Source organism: Rhodopirellula sp. UH5 (assembly GCF_056839225.1).
In genome coordinates this window covers 695227-715234 of sequence record NZ_CM166390.1, presented here as the reverse complement: position 1 = coordinate 715234, position 20008 = coordinate 695227, and the positions used below count along the sequence as shown (strand labels likewise).

Sequence of the window (20008 nt, the reverse complement as noted above, 5' to 3'; positions counted from 1 at the left end):
TCACTGTGTCGGTTGACCTCTCGATTGGCAACGTTCCCCCATGGTGGATGTTGCCAATGGGTGAGGTGGCGAAAGTTTGACGAACGATCCGATTGAAATGCTCTTTCGCCTTCGTTCTGTCTCGGGATGCGGCGCTCGCGACCGATTACGAGTCGCCAGCGGAGGTCGATTTCGATAGGCTCGGTTCTCATTCTGTTTCGAACTGATCGACCATCTCAACATGCCTTTGAAATCCCTGGGTGACCAAGCGACAACCTATCGCGTGCGATTCTGCATCGGCCTTTTGGCGGTTTGCATTCTCGGACCGCTAGCGGCGCGCGATTCGACGCGAGCGTTGTCGACGATGTACAACGCACCGGCGCTGTGGTTGCCCGAGGACATGCCGGTCCGCAAACAGTACGACGACTTCTCGAAGCTGTTTCAGGGCCAAGACGTCCTGATGATTGGTTGGGACGACGCAAAGATTGGCTCCGAAGAAGTCGACGCCGCCGCAGAAGCGTTGCTGCCACTGACCCAAGCGACCCCGGATCGCCCCGCCCATCTGGCTGGCGTCAGTTCTGGGCAACGAGTCTACGATGTCCTGACCAGTCCGCCGACCAGCTTTTCGGATCGCGCCACGCGAGCGAGACTGAAAGGGTCGCTGATTGGCGAAGACGGTGAACAAACCATCGTTTTGGCCACCTTCACCGAACACGGGAATCTCAATCGCCAAGACGTCTTGGCCGAAGTTCGGCAAATTGTTTCGGACAGCATCGGTGTCCCCGAAGACGAGATCTACACCGCGGGTCCACCGACCGATGGTGCGTTGGTGGATGCGGAAGCCCAGGGCTCGATCGATCGTTTCACGTTGCCCTCGGTCATCGTGGGGGCTCTGATTTGTGTGTTCTGCCTAAGGTCGATCGTGTTGACGGCGATCATCATCGTCGTCGCGGTGATCGGGCAAGGCATGTCGCTGGCGATGGTGCTGTATTCCGGCATCGAAATGAATGCGATTCTGATCGTGTTGCCGCCACTGGTGTTTGTATTGACCGCCAGTGCAGGGATTCACCTGTGCAATTACTACCGCGACGCGATGTGCAGCGATCCAAACATCGATCCGACCGCGGCGACCCGCCAAGCCATGCAGGCGGGAATCTTGCCGTGTTGGTTGGCCGCGACCACCACCATCATTGGCCTGGGTTCATTGGGGTTGGTTCGTTTGGTTCCCGTCAGCGCTTTCGGATTCATCGCAGCGGGATCAGTGTTTGGAACCTTGTTGCTGTTGTTGCTGCTGCTGCCCGGTGCCATGCAGTGGCACGGCAAGCGACACCGCGCCAAACACCGCGCGGCCTTGGCCAAAGCCAGGAAATCGGAAACCAGCGAAACCGAAGACGATCCGTTGCCGGTCGAGAAGTGGCGTTCTCAAATTGGGCACGCATGGGAAGCCTTCGCGGCTCAGTTCATGCGATACCCGATCATCGTTGTCACTTTCTTCACCATCATCACTGCCATTGCTGCGTCAGGTTTGCCTCAGCTGACCACGTCAGTCAACATCCCGCGAATGTTCCCCGAGAACAGTCGCATCCGGACCGACTACGCTTGGTTTGAAGAGCACATCGGGCCAACCATCAATGCGGAAGTGGTCGTTCAGTTCCCTCCCGATTCGATGCCGGACTCCATTGACCGGTTTCGTTTGGTCCGAGACGTCGATGACCATCTTCGATCCACCGATTTGGTCGGTGGTGTGTTCTCGGCGCGATCGTTTTTGCCCAGCCCACCGTCCAAGAAGAGCCGCTCGATTCGTTCCACGGTTTTGGAAGCGAACATCCGCAAGCAGTTGGAAGATCCCGATTCCCCGTTGCAGGACGCCGGTTACATCGCGATTGACAACCAGGGCAATCAGCTTTGGCGAATCAGTTTTCGGTTCCCGTTTGACGAAGCGATTGATTACCGCACCGAGTTCCAACGTGTGCAGGCAGAAGTGATTCCGATTTTGGAGGAAGCTGGCGAAGGCATCTCGCCACAGTTCACCGGTGGTGTGCCGATGACCACCGAATCGCAAGACGTGTTGTTGCAGGATTTGTTCCGCAGTTTCCTGGCGGCGTTTGGAATCGTTGCGATCATCATGATGCTGTTGCTACGAAGCTTCTTGGGTGGATTGGTCGCCATGTTCCCCAACCTGTTCCCAACGATCACTTTGTTCGGAACGATGGGGTTGCTCGAAACACCACTCGACATCGGATCGGTGATGACCGCCAGCGTTGCGTTGGGGATCGCGGTGGATGGGACCATCCACTTTTTGACCAAGTTCCAAAATCAATCTCGCAAGGGAAAGGGACGAACCGAAGCGTCCCTCGCGGCCCTTCACAAGTGCGGGCCGGCGATGTGGCAAACGACGGCGGTGTGCGCCATTTCGCCTCTCGTTTATGGGTTGTCGGATTTCCAGCCGACCCAGCGTTTCGCCTTCATGATGTTCGGCTTGCTGCTGGCCGCTTTGATCGGCGATGTGTTGCTGTTGCCCGCCCTGTTGGCATCACCCCTGGGACGTTTTTTGACTCCGAAAACGGCCCAGTCAAAAGCCAATGCGGACAACATTTCAAGCGTAACACGCTGATTCGCGTTCGGTTAGGATGTGAGGCCACGGGTTGTTCCCCCACAATCTCCCGCCTCCTTCAAAGATCCCCCTCATGCTGAAATCTTGGATTGCCGCCGCTTGGGTTGGCTGTTGGTTCCTCTCTCCTGCGTTGCTCGCAGGCGTTTCCGCCGCCGATTCGGACTCCTTGCCACCGCCGAACATTCTGTGGCTGACCAGTGAAGACAATGGGCCGCAACTGGGGTGCTACGGCGACGAATATGCCGACACACCGAACCTGGACAAACTCGCAACTCACTCACTTCGCTACACCAAATGTTGGTCCAACGCCCCTGTGTGTGCTCCAGCACGCACCACGTTGATCTCTGGCATGTACGCGACCAGCCTGGGCGGCGAACACATGCGCAGCGGCGTCCAAATGCCCAGCGACTTCCAGTACTACCCCACCGCTCTGCGGAAAGCCGGGTACTACTGCACCAACAACTCCAAGACCGATTACAACTTCGCCGGTCAGGCGGCAGTCAAAAGCTGGAATGAATCCAGTGGCAAAGCCCACTTCCGCAACCGCGAGAAAAAGGACCAACCCTTTTTCGCGGTCTTCAATTTCACAATCAGCCACGAAAGCAAGATCCGCAACGCGCACAAATTGGTTCATGATCCCGACCAAGCCCCTGTGCCCACGTATCAACCGAACGTTCCCAAAGTCCGTCGCGACTGGGCTCAGTACTACGATCGTTTGACCGAGATGGACGCACAGTGCGGCAAAATCCTCACGCAACTCGAGGAAGATGGATTGTCCGATTCGACGATCGTCTTCTATTACGGCGACCACGGCAGCGGCATGCCACGCAGCAAGCGCTGGCCATACAACTCCGGTTTGCATGTGCCGTTCCTGTTGCATGTCCCCGAGAAATACAAACAGCTCGCGCCCGCCGACTACCAGTCCGGTGGAATCACCGACCGGTTGGTGAGTTTCGTTGACATGGGCCCCACCGCAATCAGTTTGGCCGGTGCGGATCTGCCGACCACGATGCAAGGCGTTCCCTTCGCTGGTCCGCTCAATGGTGATTCAAAGGAATACCTGTTTGGCTATCGCGGACGCATGGACGAACGAGTCGACATGGTGCGAAGTTGCACCGATGGCCGGTACGTCTACATCCGTCACTTTCATCCGGAACGAATTTACTTTGCCTACATCGATTACATGTTCCAAACGCCGACCACGATGGTTTGGAAAAAGATGTTTGACGCCGGGGAACTGAACGCAATCCAATCCAAGGTTTGGCAGGTCAAACCACTGGAAGAGCTGTTCGATCTGCAAGCGGATCCCGACGAGGTCAACAACTTGGTCTCCGATCCAGCACACGCTGACAAACTCAACACGATGCGATCTGAACTTCGCAACTGGATGGAGTCGACAACCGATCTGGGTGTCATTCCGGAAGCAGAAATGCATCGACTGGCTGGGAAGCAACCTCCTTCTCAATGGGCTCAATCCAGCGGTTTGGATTGGAACCACCTGGTCGACATAGCCTGGGACGCCACCACATCCTGGAACGAACTGGACCGTGACAAGCTGCAGGAACTGCAAACGCTTTGCGCCAGCGAATCCAGCTTGGATCGCTACTGGGGTGCCCGCGGATTGACGCTTGCGATCCTCTCGCCGAACCAGAAACTCGACGCAGACAAGCTGGCCGTCGCGTTGAAGCTGCTCGAGCCGCTCGCATTGAAAGACGAATCCCCCATCGTTCGAGCAGCGGCCAGCGAAGGGTTGTTGGTTGCCGGGAGCAATTCGCAACGAACGCAGGCGAAGCAGATCTTGGTGGAGCTTGCCAACGTCAACCAGGAAGGGCACTTTGTGGCGATGACGGCACTCAACCTGATCGACAACCACCGCCAAGTCCTCGACTGGAACGTTCAGCCGCTGCTAAAAAATCTGCCAACAAATGGCAACGATCCGCCAGTGCGAGCTGAAAAGTACGTCAGCAATCTGCTCCAATATCTGTTGGCGCAATAGGACGTATCTTCCGACAGGAATCCACCGATGTCACTCCAACCGCTTCACGATCGTTTGAAATCGTTCGCCCAAGAGGGTCGCACGCGAAAGCTGCACAGCCGAAAGGTCGAAGGCGTTCATGTGGTCGAAGCGGATGGGCGTCGGCTGATGAACTTCGGCGGCAACGATTACCTCGGTGTGATTGCCGACGAAACACGCGGCTGCGATTTGCAAGCCGCTTATGCAACCCATGGTGCTTCCGCCAGTGCGCTCGTTTGTGGCTGGACGCCGCGGCACGAAGCGCTCGCTCGCAGCCTCGCTGAACTGGAACAAACCGAAGCCGCGGTGGTCTTCCCCTCGGGCTACGCGGCCTGCTCGGGAACGTTGGCAACCTTGCCAAGTGAAGGCGACTTGATTCTCAGCGATGAACTCAATCACGCCTCCTTGATCGATGGCTGTCGCCTGTCCAAGGCCGAACGGGTGATCTATCCCCACCGTGATCTCGACTTCGTCGAACACGTGTTGAGCGACCGCGCCGGCAAAGGCGGTTTGATTTGGATCGTCACCGACGGTGTCTTCAGCATGGATGGCGACGTGGCGCCGTTGCCTCAATTGGTGGATTTGGCTGAGCGTTTTGGTGCTCACATGATCGTGGACGAGGCCCATGGCACCGGCGTGCTGGGATCACGTGGCGGCGGTCTCTGCGATGCGTTTGGTGTTTCCGACCGTGTGACCGTTCGAATTGGAACGCTCAGCAAAGCGGTCGGCCACCAAGGTGGCTTCGTCGCGGGCCCTCAAGTCGTGATTGACACGTTGGTCAACGCCTGTCGATCGTTGATCTTCAGCACCGCGCTGTCGCCGGTCGTTGCTGAGGGCGCTCATCGCGTGATTCAGCGGTTGTCGCTGTGGCAAGATCGTCGTGACCGGCTCGCCCACATGTCGCGACTGTTTCGCCGCCGCATGAATCGAGAAACCAGTGGCGTGGAAGCAGGGATCCCAATTGTCCCCTTGGTCATCGGCGACGAAGCCGAAACCATCCGGTGCAGCGAAGCGATGCGTGAGAACGGGTTCTTTGTCCCCGCGATCCGGCCCCCCACGGTCCCGGCGGGAAAATCACGGTTGCGAGTTTCGATCACTTCCGCCCACCGAGACCACGACATCGAATTGCTCGCCGACGTGCTGCATCGGGTCTGTCCCCAACTGCAATCTGCCGAACTGGCTTCGGTGAGTGAGCAAGCCTGAACGGACGGTTTCGGATCTGAAAGCCCAATCGGGGCAGGAAATGGGGCTCGCTGGCCGCGGGAAACACCGCGACTTCGTGCCCCGACTCGGAACTTCATCACTGTCACAAACCCGGGTGGGCAGCTATCATTTGCCCCTGCGAATCTCGCATTTCGGGGCTGTAGCTCAGTTGGTTAGAGCTGGGAACTCATAATTCCTAGGTCGCGGGTTCAAGTCCTGCCAGCCCTACCTTTTCTTTTGCTCGCCCTTTCATGCCACGCCAACCCTCGTCCTCCAAATCAAAACGTCCCTCGTCTTCGTCCAAAGACCAGTCGACGTCCTCGGCAAAACGAATCAACCAATTGCTCGCATCCGCTGGCTTTGGCAGCCGGAGGCAATGCGAAGAATTGATTCGTGAAGGACGCGTGGATGTGGACGACGAAACGATCACGGAATTGGGAACCACCGTCGACCCGAACGTCCAAAAAGTTCGCGTCGATGGAAATTACCTGCGTCCCCAAAAGCTGGTTTATTACGTCGTCAACAAACCCGTTGGCATCGTGACGACCAACCGAGACCCCCGCGGTCGCCCTCGCGTGATCGACTTGGTTCCTCCGACCGAACGCGTCTTTCCCGTCGGCCGCTTGGATTTGTCCAGCGAAGGCCTGATCTTGCTGACCAACGACGGTGACCTGGCTCAAAAATTGGCTCACCCCAAATTCGGCATTCAGAAGATCTACCGGGTCATCGTTGCGGGCGAAGTCCGCGGTGAAACGATGAAGAAGATGCGGGAAGGCATGTACATCGCTGAAGGCTTTGTCCAAGTCGACGGTGCGAAGATCATCAAGGCACGCTCCAAAGCCACCGAGATGGAAATTCGGCTGAAGGAAGGCAAGAACCGCGAAATTCGTCGGATCCTAGCTCGGCTTGGCCACAAAGTTCAACAACTCCGACGTGTCGCGATCGGACCATTGAAATTGGGCGACGTGCCGCGGGGCGCCTATCGCAAACTCACGCGAGACGAAGTCGATAAGTTGCGCCGCAGCATTGACGCGGCTGAGAAAGCGGAACAAGCGGCCGCACCAGCCCGCCCGAATTCGAAACAGTCCATCAAACGACGCCCCGGTGGCGCCAACCGCAATGTTGCGTCCAAAGGAACCGGCGCTCGCCCGGCAACCAAGGGCGTTCGGAAGGCCGTCAAGAAGAGTCGTTCAACCGACACGCGTGTCAAAGCGACCTCGCCAAAGACATCCAAGGCTGTCAAAAAGCGAACGGTCTCGAGTGCCGGTTCGACCGGAACCATTATCGGTGCCGATCCCCCAAAAGCGTCCCGCAGCAAAGCCGAACGCGGGTCCAACCCGGACATCATCCGCAAACGTACCGCTGGCAAGAAACCAAGCACCAGGCCTGGCGGTGTGAAGAAAGGCCGCGGCAAAGCATCTCGCCGCGGCGGTCGTTCGTGACCACGGTGAATGCTTGGGTTGGGTGACCGCAGGGCGGACTTCCCAGTCCGTTCTCCCCACGAGGCCATGCTGCGACTGGATGCCGTTGGTTCGCGGGTTTCCACCTGGTGCAGCTCTCCCAAGACGAAGTTTGAGGGGACGTCCAGCAACGCCATTCAGGTGAGGGCTGGGCATGGGGAAGCGGCGTGGATTGCCCTCCCCCGGTAATCTCGCTCAACGCTCGCTTTCCGACCCCACCCGCTGCACGGGCGGGATTCAAAGGGCATTGGGAGCACGGCACTTGTTCCCAGGCTCTGCCTGGGAACACACTGTCTTGGAGGCTCCGCCTCCCGATTTTGTCTCAGCAGGCGGAGCCTGCCGTGCATTGCGTCCCCACGCAGAGCATGGGAACGAGCAAAAGCCTCACGACCTCTTCCCGTCGGAGGAAACACACGATCTCAAAGGTCGTCGTCTTCGCCCAGCATTCCAATCGAGGAGAGCAGCTCGCTCATTTCGGCGGCGGCGTGAGAATCATTCTGCGACCGCGCCTGTTCGATCCCGTCGCGCAGAATCGCGCGAGCCTCGTCCACCCGCCCCAAGTCCACCAACTGCTGCGCGGCCATGAAGAAGGCGGGAACGTATGGCGGGGTGTCGGTGAACAGACCCCGAAGTTTCACCAAACTGGTTTCATGATCACCTTCCGATCGAAATTCCATCGCCAAGGAGTATCGCAGGAATGTGTCGCTGGGATCGTCCGCCAACATGGCTTCAATTTTTTCGCGTCGAGACATGAAACTCCATCGCTCGAAAGGGTGGCAAAGCTGAAAACACCGCTCGTGACCGGTGCTTCTTTGGGGGGACCAAACCGCCCGTCGTCATAAATGACACAGGCCGAATTTTTGTCCAAACCGTCATCGTCGTTCAAATTCATTCAGCACGGAATACCCAAACAGCCGATACCACGATCGAATCACCCTTTCGTGTCACGAGACGAGTACAAAAATGTCGCGCGGTCTTTGTCAACTCATCACGCAATTGGCGTCACCACGCCGTCGCCTGCCGGTCATCATGGCCGCAGCGATGTTCGCGACGTCCTTCAACGTCGGCCCCACGCCATGGACCTCCTCGGAGGCAAATCGCGTTGCTGCCCAAGAAACCACCGAGAACTCTGAAATCCAACAGGTTGTCGGGAAACAGCTCAGCGGCCGCGGGACGTCCCGCGGCGGTCTGTTCAGTGCCTTTGGCTCTGGGTCCCAGACGACCACCCGTTCGTCCAGCAACGGATTGCTTGGCAATTTGTTCGGCGGCAGCGACTCGTCCTCTTCCAGTGCCAGCAACAGCGGTCGCACCGCCACCGCCGTCAACAGTGACCGCACCGTGGATTGGAGCGGCGTTCCGACCCACCGCAGTCAGGCCAGCAGCACCGCTCAAAACAACAGCAGCGGACCGGCTCCTTTGCGTGATCCCAACGCGAGTTCACGTGTGGCCCAGCGACCGACTTCCCAGTCAACCTCGCGAGTGCCGCAACCACCCAAAATGGAAACGTCGATTGCGCGAACCGCTCCCTCGACACCGATCCGCGTTGAAAGCAAATCGACTCCCGTTCCAGTCGTCCGCAGCACGCCCATCGCGATTTCACCTGTCAGGACCGAACCGGTTGAAATCATTCCGAAGGTTTCACGCCGAATTTTGAAAGTCGAAACCGAGCCAACGATTGAAGAATTGTCTTCGACCGAATCCTCACGACGTCAAAAGCCGACGGTTGTTGCAAAGACCGAACCCAAACCCGTTCCGGCCAAAACCCCTTCGGTCGATGTCGCCAAGGCGGAACCCAAGCCACAGCCAAAAGCAGCCGTGAAACCACCGGCACCGGTTGAGAAAGCAGCACCCAAGGTGGCCTCGAAACCGGCCCCTGCTCCTGCCCCAACTGCCGTCGCCCAAACAGCACCGGTTGCCAAGCCAACCGCTGCCGCACCGGCAGTGCCCGTGCAAGCGCCGGCACCGGCCAAAGCACCTGCAACCGTCGCTCAAAGCCAACCTGTGGCCAAGCCCGCACCGGCTCCACAACGGATCAGCCAACTGGTACCACCCAAGAGTGTTGCCATGGCACCGATCCAGGCTCCCGCGCCGGCCGTGCCGGCACCGCTGGCGACACCTGCCAAGACAGCGTCGTCCTCGATCACGCTGGGCGAAGCTCGCCAGGCACCTTCGACAACGCAACCCAACGATTCCTTCGTGGCTGCGAACTCTCGTCCAGCGACTCCACGCCAGCCCGTGGCAGTGCCCAACGAAGCACCTACTAAGATGCAAACGTTTGGTGGAGGCCGCGCTGACAGTCGCCCATCAGGCTCGCTTTCGGCCAGCGGAGCAACCGACATTGCCTTGCGTCCCATCAGCGATCGATTGCCAGTTGGTGCCGCAGATCAAACTGCTGAATCCGCCTTGGGTCAACCACAGTCGGCATGGCACAACTCCAACGGTGTTTCCCACGATCAGTTCCAAACGCGTGATCCTTTCCAGGCTCAATCGTCGGTGCCAGCTCGATCGATTTCCGGCCCAGCCGCCAACGCTGGCCCGAACCAATCGGATTATCCCAACACAATGCGGGGAACAACGCCAGCTCCTGCTGTCGAAACGGTCAAGGCCATGCCTTCCTCGTCGACATCCAGTGAACTGCCCGGGATCCGAGTCATCACGGCTGGCCCGAAGAAGGTCATGATCCGCCAAACGCACCCCTACGAAATTCGAGTCGAGAATCGTGGGAACGTCGACGCGGAAGGCTTGGTCATTCGCGCCTACATCCCTGATTGGGCCGATGTGGTTGGCCAACAAGCCAGTCGCGGCGACGTGGCAGGTTCGACCGAAAACAGTGTCCGTCAACTCAACTGGCGAATCGAACACCTGAAGGCCGGCCAAACCGAACGCATGCTTGTTCGCCTGAAAGCCGCTCGCAGCGGAACCCACGACTTGAACGTCGACTGGACCATCGCTCCCCAACAGGAACGGATGCAAGTCGAAGTTCAAGAACCAGAACTCGCTCTCACGATCGATGGTCCCGACGAAGTCATCTATGGCCAATCGAAGACGTATACCATCCGCGTGTTGAATCCGGGCGACGGAGTGGCACCCAACGTGGTGTTCACGTTGTCACCCGAATCCAGCACGCCACAAAGCCAACGCATCGGTGACATCCCATCGGGCAAGGAAGCTCAATTCGAAGTTGAGTTGACCGCGCAAGATCTGGGTGACTTGAAGATTCACGGCTTGGCCAGCGGAGACTTGGAGTTGAAGGCTGAAGCGGACAAAAACGTTCGCGTTTTGGCTGCGGATCTGGAAGCCGTTTTGACAGGCCCGGAACTCAAGTATCAAAACACGGATGCGATGTACCAATTGGAACTGACCAACCATGGCACCACCGCCAGTGACGATGTCTTGGCAACCTTGACCTTGCCGATGGGCGTCACCTACATCGGTGGCATGGAAGGCGCTTCGTTGATCGACAATCAACTGCGTTGGAAAATCGCTTCGTTGACCCCAGGTGCCCGTCGCAACTATCAATTCCAGTGCCGTCTCGACTCCACCGGGCAACATGAATTCACGTTCAAGTGCAAAGGCAGTGCTGCTGGGCAAACCGGCGTCGCCTTGACCACCAACGTGGAAGCGATCGCTGACTTGGTTCTTTCGATTGAAGACCCCTCGGCACCTGCTCCGGTTGGGCAAGACGTGACCTATCAAATTGTCATCCGCAACCGCGGCAGCAAACCCGCCACGGACGTTCGAGCGATCGCTCAGTTCAGCAACGGCATCGAACCTCAGCAATTGCTGGGCAACGATGGCAAGGTCATCACCGGTCAGGTTCTGATCAATCCCATTGCTCGGATCGACGCCGGAGAAGAAGTCCGCATGAAAATCGTTGCCAAGGCAGCCGAGGGTGGGCATCATCGCTTCCGCACCGAAGTTCGCAGCGGCGACACGATTTTGGTGGCCGAAGAAGCAACGCACTACATGAACGCACGCAACGAACGGATCAGCCGTCGCAGCGGGCCGGGTGGCAACGAGTTCTCCTTGCCACTGCGTTGATGGGAACCTGACTGCACGATTTGCGACTTGCCCTTCGGTCACTCCAGGGTGATTCCGAGACTGAAGGAGCGGGACGTAGGAAGCAGTCCAATCGGCGGGAACGTCTGATAATCAATCCAAAGGCGGCGTGATGGGAAACCAACACGCCGCCTTTTTTTTGATAATTCATCCTTTTCCCAGCGAGGGGTTTCAGTGAAAATGGCGGCATGCCCTGCCCTGCCCCAATCCCCGCCCGTCGCCTCCACGCGAGAAAATTGCGTCTGCGAACAGAGCGTGAACGCAGTGTGAGCGGCGATCGGCCCGTTCGGGAGGCATTCACCTTGGTGGAATTGCTGGTCGTGATCGCGATCATTGCGATTCTGGTCGGGCTGCTTTTACCCGCTGTGCAGGCCGCCCGTGAAGCGGCACGCAAGGTTCAGTGCAGCAACAACCTCAAAAACATTGGGCTGGCGCTTCACAATTACGAATCGGTTTATCGGACATTGCCATGGGGTGCCAAAGGCGGTTGGGGCCCAAGTTGGACCACTGACATCCTCGCCTTTCTCGAACAAACTCAGCTGGCCGAGATTGTTCCCTACGGCGAACCCGGGGGTCCCACAGGTGGATTGCCCGAAAGTGTCCGGTTCAGGCAACTCGCCACGGCGCCCGTGATGGTGTTTCGTTGCCCGTCTCAACTCGGACCGACAGCCCTGAGTCAACCGACGGACAAGATCGATGGTCGAGTTCGCAACACTTACCTTGGCAACGGGGGCAGCGATGTGAACTGGAACGATCATTCGATCTTCGGAACCACCGGTTTTGATCGTGGCAACGGTGTGTTCCGAGCCACTGACTTCTGCCACATCACGTCGGCAGGAGATGTATGCGACAACCGCCCGGATCAGAAACCGATCAATTTTGCCGGCATCCTGGATGGACTCAGCAACACCCTGATGGTTGGCGAAACGAGATACATCGACGATCACGAATGCGGTGTCTGTGACCACTTCATGCTCTACCACGAAGACTTCGACACACAGAACGGTCAGGATTTCTCAGAGGCGCTGTGCTCACTCCGCCAAGGGTTTAACTTGCGAGATGTCTCCAAAGATGACTTGCAGATGTCACTTGGAAGTTACCATCCAGGCGGGTTGCATTTGTTGATGTGCGACGGATCGGTTCGATTCACATCCGATTCGCTGAACGAAGAAGTCCGACACGCCATCGGCAGCCGCAACAACAAAGAAGTCTTCGACGCCGGCGACTTTTGAGTTCGCAGTCTCAGCTGGATTGACTAGCCCCGTTGTAAGCAGGTACGCAGACGTCGTCGGATATGTGAGCCGTTTGGCGTAAGCCACGGTTCCCGTGCATAACCGTGGCCAACGCCCAAACGGCTCACGGGATTCAACCCAATCATTCCTGCTTAGCTGTCCAACGTCGCGCCTTCGAACTAACGAAACCAGTGCGCCATCGCGGTCGCGTGCATTTGCTCGTACGCGTTGACCGTGGTGGATTCGTTGACATCGGGACGCAAGAATTCCGCGATCATCTGATCGGTCTGCTCCACTTTGCTTTCGATTCGGTGCATCCACAACGACTTCAAAACGCCGACGCTGTCGAATAGATCGGCGCGCATCATCATCATCACGCTGTCCGCGACTGCCTGATTCGCCGCCGGGAGCGACGGTTGCTCAGCCACATGCTTTTGAAAACCTTCCTTCATCGCCGCTCGGGTCAACCAAGCGACCGTTTCATGGGTCGGTGCCGTGCTGCATTCGCGAGCCGCGTTGGCGTGTGACTGGGTCCGTGTGAGATCCATTCCGTAGCGGGTCAATTCCGAATCATGGGCCGCGATGCTGCCCACCAAGACATCGATCCAACGTTCCGTGACTCGCCTCAGACGATTCAGCCGCACCGCATCGGTGACACTGCAGCCACGACGATCCAGGATCGCCCACTGAACTCGGTTGCGAGCTTCCAAGTGCGACAGATGAATGGCTTGGGTGATCGGCGAACACTCATCGGTGCCGTTTCGACGATCGATCCCGTCCCCGATCGCTGCCACCACGCGTGTCAATGCTTCGCTCGCCAAGATCTCTTCCAACACGCCCATGTGCTCGGTCCACCAACATCGCATGCGGTAGAAGTCGCCGGTCGCTTTCACACGATTGAATCTCGCCATGACTTGATGCCACAGATCCAAACGGTTTCGCGAAGCAGTCCAGTATCCCGCGATTGCCTCTGGGGAAATGGGACTGCGTTGCAGCAGCATCGCTGGCCCATGGTAGGACAGGACGGAAGCAAGTTCGGTGAGCTGAACAACGTGCATGCAGAAACACTGGGAAACAAGTCGAAAGACATCCGTGGTCGAACCGGACACGGAATGCAGGGTTCGGGCCACGAATGGCACGCCCATCCGATATTGCACCGCAAGTCACCTTCTGCAAGGCACTTACAAAAACGAAGAGACCGGAGCGTGAACGTCGCCAAGGTGAAGATGTTGTAAAAACTCCACCTCCAGTGGAAAGCTTGCAACATCCTTTGTTGTCGATCCGAGGACGCCGGGGGGTGCAGAACCTGCTGTCGCCATCCGCGACCGCCCTGCCCCGGACAGCTCGCTGAACGCTCGTTTTCCGACCGCTCCCGCTGCGGCGAGTCGATTGAGTTGTCAACGAGGTTTGAACGCGTGTGGAATGGGCACTCTTGCCCGTCCAAGTTGTGGATGTCGGCCAAGAGTGGCCAACCGACAGCGAAATCGACAATCCCATCGCCAACGGGCGGGGTTCGCAAGACGTTACGAGCACGCCACTTCAAAACCGCACGACCTCTACTCGGCAGCAGCCTGCCCAAAGGGATCGCTCCATTTCTCCTCCGTCAAAATCGTGCGGTCAGTCAGCGTTTTCAAGAACGCGACCAGCGCGACCTTGGGAACTTCCGGCAACGCCATCCCGTTGGCGGCGAAGTCATCCAGACGCCCGTCAAGGTTGGGGTGCGGCTTGATGCTCCAGTTGTAGTGCTCGACGACCTCATCCAAAGTTCGGAATCGCCCGTCATGCATGAACGGCCCGGTCAGCTCAACGTTCCTTAGCGACGGCGACTTGAAACGTCCTCGATCAATTTCCGCCTTGCTGATCGTCCCCACGCCCAAGTCCACGTCGTCCGTGTCCGCGTCCACTCCATTGACGGCGGGGGTGGTCATCGTGAAGAACGCCATTTGTCGAGCCGGTCGTTGGGAAGAGTCGTACGGTTCGTCTGGACGGTGCGGATTGAACGGCAACGCGTTGCTCATGTGACACGACGCGCAGTTCCCTCGGAACAAGAACACCTGCTTGCCCAAGTTCTCCTGCTCGGTGAAGTTTGGAAACGGCCGGCGGTAGGATCCGGCTTGCGAAACCCCGAGGTCATAGCGAGATTGAAACGAGACGATTGAACGCACGAACTGGGCCAATGCCTTGGCGACCCGATCCACGGTGACCTCTGTTGATCCAAACGCTTTGGCGAACAGCGGTGGGTAGATCGGATCCGCTGCCAATTGCGGGATCAAGACGTCGAGGTCATGCCCCATCTCGATTGGGTTTTCGATCGGCATCAAGACCTGTTGTTCCAATGTGCGAGCTCGTTCGTCCCAGAAAAATCGCCCGCGTTGGTAGAAGCGAGCATTGACCAGGCTCATTGAATTGCGAGTCACCTTCTCGCCGTCGAACCCAACGCTCAGCGGTTCATCATCGGTAAAAGACAACTCTTGTTTGTGGCACGAGGCGCACGAGACCGTGCCATTGGCCGACAGCGTCTTGTCGTAGAACAGGACTCGCCCCAGCGTCGCCCCGTCGTCCGTCATCGGATTGTCGGGCGGGGTGTTGTCGAACCGTTCCACCGCAGACCGAAAATGTTCCGGCCAATCGATGTCGCTGTAGTTGAAAGGGGTCTCCGGCAGATTCAACGCTCGCATCTCTGCCGCGCTGCCCTGCCCTGCCAACTTTGTCTTGCTCGTGACGGGCTCCGCTGCCACGCCGATCTTGCAGCCGGAACCTAACGAACCCAGCCAACAAACGGCGACAATAAAGCACACCGCCCTGCCCCGATCCATTCGCGAAACAGTCCCTACGAATTGCGGATTCGTCATGGTTGGCATCGTGGCGTTTTCATTGGGAAGGAAAAATTCGATCCCGCGAGTCTAGCATTTTCACCGAACACTTTCTCGGGTCTTCCCAACTGGAGTGACCACCGCACCGCCCTGCCCCGCCGCGGATTCCGATGGCAGGCCAGCGAGCGGCAGGGACCAACTCCTGCGCAAAAGCGTGAAAATCGGTGGCCAAAACGTCGGCAAAACGGGGAGAAACTTGCAATCGAAAAACGCGAGTTTCTCTCTCGTGGCTGAACGGGTACAAACATGAGCTGACGCGCCCCCTCGAAAAGGATTTTGCTGAATGTCGGATACGATCATCGCCCCGGAAATGAAAATTGAAGCGGCGACGGAAATGCCGGACGCCAAACCGTTTGTTCACCTGCATTGCCACAGCCACTACAGCTTGCTCGATGGGGCTGGTGACATCGGCAAATTGGTCAACCGCGCCGTTGAACACGGGATGAATGCGATGGCGTTGACCGACCACGGCAACTTGCACGGGGCGCTTGAGTTCTATCGCAAGGCGAAGGACGCGGGCATCAATCCGATCATCGGTTACGAAGCCTACATCGCACCGGGGAGTCGGTTTGACAAAGGCGGTGCCCGCAGCAGCAAAGCGGCCAGCTATCACTTGACTCTGTTGGCACAAAACCGAACCGGTTTCAAAAACCTGATCAAGCTCGCCTCGGCCGCCTCGCTGGAAGGCTTCTACTTCAAGCCTCGAATCGACAAAGAAATCCTCGAGAAGCACAGCGAAGGCATCGTTTGCTTGTCCGGTTGCGTCAGCAGCGAATTCAGCCGCGCGATTCTGAAGGGAATCGAAACCAAAGAACACGAAGAAGAAGCCAAGAAAATCGCGGGGTGGTTTCACAAAGTCTTCGGCGATCGTTACTTCATCGAGATCATGAACAATGATGTCGACATCCAGCGCACCCAACTCGAAGGTGCGGTGGACATCGCCAACAAGATGGGTCTGCCTTTGGTCGCGACCAGTGATTGCCACTACGTCAATCAAGAAGACGCGGAAGCCCAGGACATCATGTTGTGCATCAACACCGGGCGATTCCGCACGGACAACACGCGAATGAAGATGGAGAACGACCAGTTCTTTCTTCGCAGTCCACAACAGATGTACGAGAAGTTTCCGGGATTGGAAGACGCGGTCGGTCGCAGCCAGCAAATCGCTGACACGGTTGACATTGAACTCGAATTCAACAAGTACTTTTTCCCCAGCTTCCCCTGCCCTGATGAACTGACGCCGCTGGATTACCTGCGAAGGTTGTGCGAACAGGGATTGATGGAACGCTACGAGGGCGATGACGAGCGCATCGTCGACGGCAAACTTTCCGACGAGGTCATGGCCCGCCTCGATCGCGAATTGGGCGTGATCGAAAAGCTCAACTACCCAACGTACTTCTTGATCGTGTGGGACTTCGTCAACCACGCTCGCGACGTCGGCATCAGCGCGACCGCTCGGGGTTCCGGGGTGGGTGCGATCGTGTGCTACGCGCTGTACATGTCTCACGTTTGTCCGCTGCGTTATGACTTGTTGTTCGAAAGATTCCTCGATGAATCTCGAACCGAGCCACCCGATATCGACATCGACTTCGAAAAGGAACGTCGACTCGAAGTCATTGACTATGTGAAAGAGCGTTACGGCAGCGAAATGGTCTGCCAGATTGGAACGTTCGGTACGCTGGCGGCCAAAGCAGCCATCAAGGACACAGGTCGTGCGCTTGGAATCCCGCTGTCTCGCGTCAACCAAATCACCGAGTTGGTCCCAGACGAGCTGAAGATCACCATCGCGAAGTCGCTCGACAAGAGCGCTGACCTGAAGATGATCTACGACGGCGACCCGGAGATCCGCGAGTTGCTCGACCTGGCGATGAAGATCGAGGGACTGGCTCGCAACGTCGGCACGCACGCCGCGGCGGTGGTCATCGCCGACCAACCGCTGACGGAGTATGTCCCACTGGGGCGGGTGCCTGGAAAGCAGGATGTGATCACCCAATGGGCGATGGTGGATGTTGAAGCATCCGGGTTGCTCAAGATGGATTTCCTCGGACTTCGCAACCTGACCATCATGTCGCGAACGGTGAAGTTGGTCGAGCAAACGACCGGCAAAACCATCGACCCTTTGAAATTCCCCTTGGACGACAAACCGTCTTATGCGCTGCTGCAACGCGGGGAAACCAAGGGTGTCTTCCAACTCGAATCAGGCGGCATTCGCGATCTGCTTCAGCGAATGAAGCCCGACACGTTCAACGACATCATCGCGACCGCCGCGCTGTACCGTCCTGGTCCGCTGGAAGGCGGGATGGTCGACGACTACGTCAACATCAAACACGGTCGGCAACAACCGGAGTACAAACACCCGGTCTTGAAAGAGATCTTGGAAGAGACCAACTCGATCATGGTCTACCAAGAACAGGTGATGCGGATTCTCAACCGCCTCGGGGACGTGCCGCTGGCCAAAGCGTACACGTGCATCAAGGCGATCAGTAAAAAGAAGCAGTCTTTGATCGATGCCAACCACGATGTCTTCATCGCTGGTTCGATCCGCAATGGGCTGGCTGAAAAAGACGCGGAAGACATTTGGAATCTGATCGTCAAGTTCGCCGGCTACGGGTTCAATAAGTCGCACTCCACTGCGTACGCGTTGATTGCCTACCAAACCGCGTATTTGAAAGCCCACTACCCCGTCGAGTTCATGGCGGCGTTGTTGTCCAGCGACATCTCGGGCCGAAACTTCAAACGCAAAGACGCTCTGATCGAGCACATGGAGGACTGCGATCGGATGGGCATCGAGGTGTTGCCACCCAATGTCAATCTGTCGGACGCGGACTTTGGAGTGTTTGAGGGCAAGATCCCGTTCGCTCTGTCTGCGATCAAGGCCTGTGGTGGCTCCACCGCAATCAGTATCGAAGCCGAACGCAAAAAGAATGGTCCCTTCAAAGACATCTTTGATTTTTGTGAACGAGTCGACCCGCACGACTGCAATCGCAGCGCGATCGAAACGTTGATCAAAGCCGGTGCCTTTGATTGCTTCGGTGCGAAACGCAGTCAATTGGCCTCCGTCCTCGAGCGGGCCATGCAGGCCGGCGCGAAAGTTCAAGCTGACAAGAAAACCGGGCAAGCCAGCTTCTTCGACGCCTTCGATGAAGAAGAAGAGGAGGGCTCCGACGGCGACTCGAGTGCGGCAACACCGTTGCCGGACATCGAAGAATGGCCTGATCGCGAAAAACTGTTGGCTGAAAAAGAAGTTCTGGGATACTACTTGGACAGCCACCCGTTGGCCGAGTTTGAAAACAAGCTGGCCACGTTCCGCACCCACACCACCGAATCCATGGCGGATTGCAAGGATCGCGACGAAGTCATTGTCGGTGGGATGATCAGCAGCATCAAAATTGCTCACACGAAGAACCCCAAACCGGGGGCGCCCAGCAAGTACGCGAACTTTGATTTGGAAGACATGGCCGGCAGTGTGCGCTGCATTTGCTGGCCCAAGGGTTTCGCCGTTTGCGGCGAACGAATCCAACCCGACGCCGTCGTGTTGGCCAAAGCCAAGGTCGACCGCCGCGGCGGTGGCGATGAAATCAACCTGATCATCGACGAGTTGACACCACTGGACGAACTGGATTCCCGCTACACGCACGGCATCCGCATTCGCCTGGACGAGGCCGAACACGATGAAAAAACGGTTTCCAACGTTCGCGAAATCGTCCGCGGCTACCCAGGCAACAAGGATCTGTTGTTGGCCATGCATTTGTGCGAAGGCGAGACGGTGCACTTCAAGGCCGACAAGTTTCGCGTCGACATCACCCCGCAACTCCGTGAACGACTGGATGACTTGCTCGGGACCGGCCACTACAAGTTGCTGATGAGCAAACCGCAACGCTGAGTACAAAGGTCCTGAGGCTAAAAAAACGCGGGAACCGATGGTTCGGTTCCCGCGTTCGGAAATCATGGCTGGGCGAATCACCCCTGCTCAAGCGTCGTCTTTCTGTTTCCCTTTTCCCTTCCCCTTTCCTTTGCCCTTGCGGCCTTCTTTGGCAGAGGTCATTTGCTTGCGGGCTTGTTCGGGCAAAGCGGCCAACTGCTCGGGGGTTAGCATCCCCGCCACTGCAACTCGCAGTGCTTTCGCCGCTTTCTGCTGCTTGGCGATCAGAGCCTGTTCTTCTTCGCTGAAGCCTTCCTTCAACTTGGCGGCCATTTCTTTCCCCTTCAGGCCAGCCTCACGCGCCGCTTTTTGGGCCTCGGTGCGTTTCTTCATCAACTCGGGGGTCAGTCCCTCGTCCTTCAGTTCCTTCATTTGGGCGACGAAGCTCGTTTTGGCTTCGTTCCACTTCGCTTTTTGCTCGTCAGTCAACTCGACTGTTTCGAGCGTCTTGCTGAGGTTCTGGGCCATCCAAGCGCCAGCCGCTCGGTTTCCAGCTCGCTTTTTCTTTGCTTCGGGTTTGTCATCCGCCGTCGCCGAAGCAGCCAAACAAGCAATCAAGGCCAACGCAATCAGGTGTTTCATCCGAGTGTCTCCGAGTGGGGAAGGGTTGTTGGGGAGGATTTTACCCTCACCGGGCCTCAGAGGGGCCCAC

At 57.6% G+C, this 20008-nt stretch carries 11 protein-coding genes and 1 tRNA gene; 8 read left to right on the top strand and 4 right to left on the bottom strand.

Translation table 11 applies throughout. The features are described 5' to 3' along the window. Nucleotides 1-220 precede the first annotated feature (220 nt). The 5 genes from UH5x_RS02540 (at nucleotide 221) to UH5x_RS02520 (ending at nucleotide 7252) form a co-directional block, all read left to right on the top strand. On the top strand, nucleotides 221-2593 hold the full coding sequence (locus tag UH5x_RS02540) for an efflux RND transporter permease subunit (RefSeq protein WP_047816075.1): 2373 nt from the start codon (nucleotides 221-223) through the stop codon (nucleotides 2591-2593). A gap of 73 nt (nucleotides 2594-2666) precedes the next feature. Next, the gene (locus UH5x_RS02535) at nucleotides 2667-4589 is read left to right on the top strand and encodes a sulfatase family protein (protein ID WP_482634600.1); all 1923 of its coding nucleotides are present in this window, start codon (nucleotides 2667-2669) and stop codon (nucleotides 4587-4589) included. Nucleotides 4590-4616: 27 nt separating this feature from the next. Beyond that, complete coding sequence (locus UH5x_RS02530) at nucleotides 4617-5810, top strand: aminotransferase class I/II-fold pyridoxal phosphate-dependent enzyme (protein WP_482634599.1); 1194 nt, start codon at nucleotides 4617-4619, stop codon at nucleotides 5808-5810. A 154-nt stretch (nucleotides 5811-5964) separates the two neighbouring features. After that, nucleotides 5965-6038, top strand: a tRNA-Ile gene (locus UH5x_RS02525). A 23-nt stretch (nucleotides 6039-6061) separates the two neighbouring features. Next, on the top strand, nucleotides 6062-7252 hold the full coding sequence (locus tag UH5x_RS02520) for a pseudouridine synthase (RefSeq protein ID WP_482634598.1): 1191 nt from the start codon (nucleotides 6062-6064) through the stop codon (nucleotides 7250-7252). 437 nt (nucleotides 7253-7689) lie between these two features. Here UH5x_RS02520 and UH5x_RS02515 read toward each other — a convergent pair whose 3' ends face one another. Beyond that, nucleotides 7690-8022 (bottom strand): hypothetical protein, encoded by a 333-nt coding sequence (locus UH5x_RS02515; RefSeq protein WP_482634597.1) that lies wholly within the window; start codon nucleotides 8020-8022, stop codon nucleotides 7690-7692. A 211-nt stretch (nucleotides 8023-8233) separates the two neighbouring features. On the opposite strand from UH5x_RS02515, the gene UH5x_RS02510 reads away from it, so the two are divergent. Continuing rightward, entirely contained in the window at nucleotides 8234-11311 is a 3078-nt protein-coding gene (locus UH5x_RS02510) for a COG1361 family protein (RefSeq protein WP_482634596.1), read from the top strand. A gap of 254 nt (nucleotides 11312-11565) precedes the next feature. After that, a complete protein-coding gene (locus tag UH5x_RS02505; RefSeq protein WP_482634595.1) occupies nucleotides 11566-12561 on the top strand; it encodes a DUF1559 family PulG-like putative transporter in 996 nt (331 codons plus the stop codon). A gap of 179 nt (nucleotides 12562-12740) precedes the next feature. Here UH5x_RS02505 and UH5x_RS02500 read toward each other — a convergent pair whose 3' ends face one another. Both UH5x_RS02500 and UH5x_RS02495 read right to left on the bottom strand, forming a co-directional pair. Continuing rightward, nucleotides 12741-13670: a hypothetical protein gene (locus UH5x_RS02500; RefSeq protein ID WP_482634594.1), complete on the bottom strand. Its 930-nt coding sequence runs from the start codon at nucleotides 13668-13670 to the stop codon at nucleotides 12741-12743. Nucleotides 13671-14117: 447 nt separating this feature from the next. Continuing rightward, entirely contained in the window at nucleotides 14118-15299 is a 1182-nt protein-coding gene (locus UH5x_RS02495; RefSeq protein WP_482634593.1) for a cytochrome-c peroxidase, read from the bottom strand. A gap of 418 nt (nucleotides 15300-15717) precedes the next feature. On the opposite strand from UH5x_RS02495, the gene dnaE reads away from it, so the two are divergent. Further along, entirely contained in the window at nucleotides 15718-19317 is a 3600-nt protein-coding gene (gene dnaE / locus UH5x_RS02490; protein WP_047816096.1) for a DNA polymerase III subunit alpha, read from the top strand. An 87-nt stretch (nucleotides 19318-19404) separates the two neighbouring features. Here the strand turns inward: dnaE and UH5x_RS02485 are convergent, their stop codons facing one another. Further along, nucleotides 19405-19938, bottom strand: coding sequence for a Spy/CpxP family protein refolding chaperone (locus tag UH5x_RS02485; RefSeq protein WP_482634592.1), 534 nt, complete (start codon nucleotides 19936-19938; stop codon nucleotides 19405-19407). Between the last annotated feature and the right edge of the window lie 70 nt (nucleotides 19939-20008).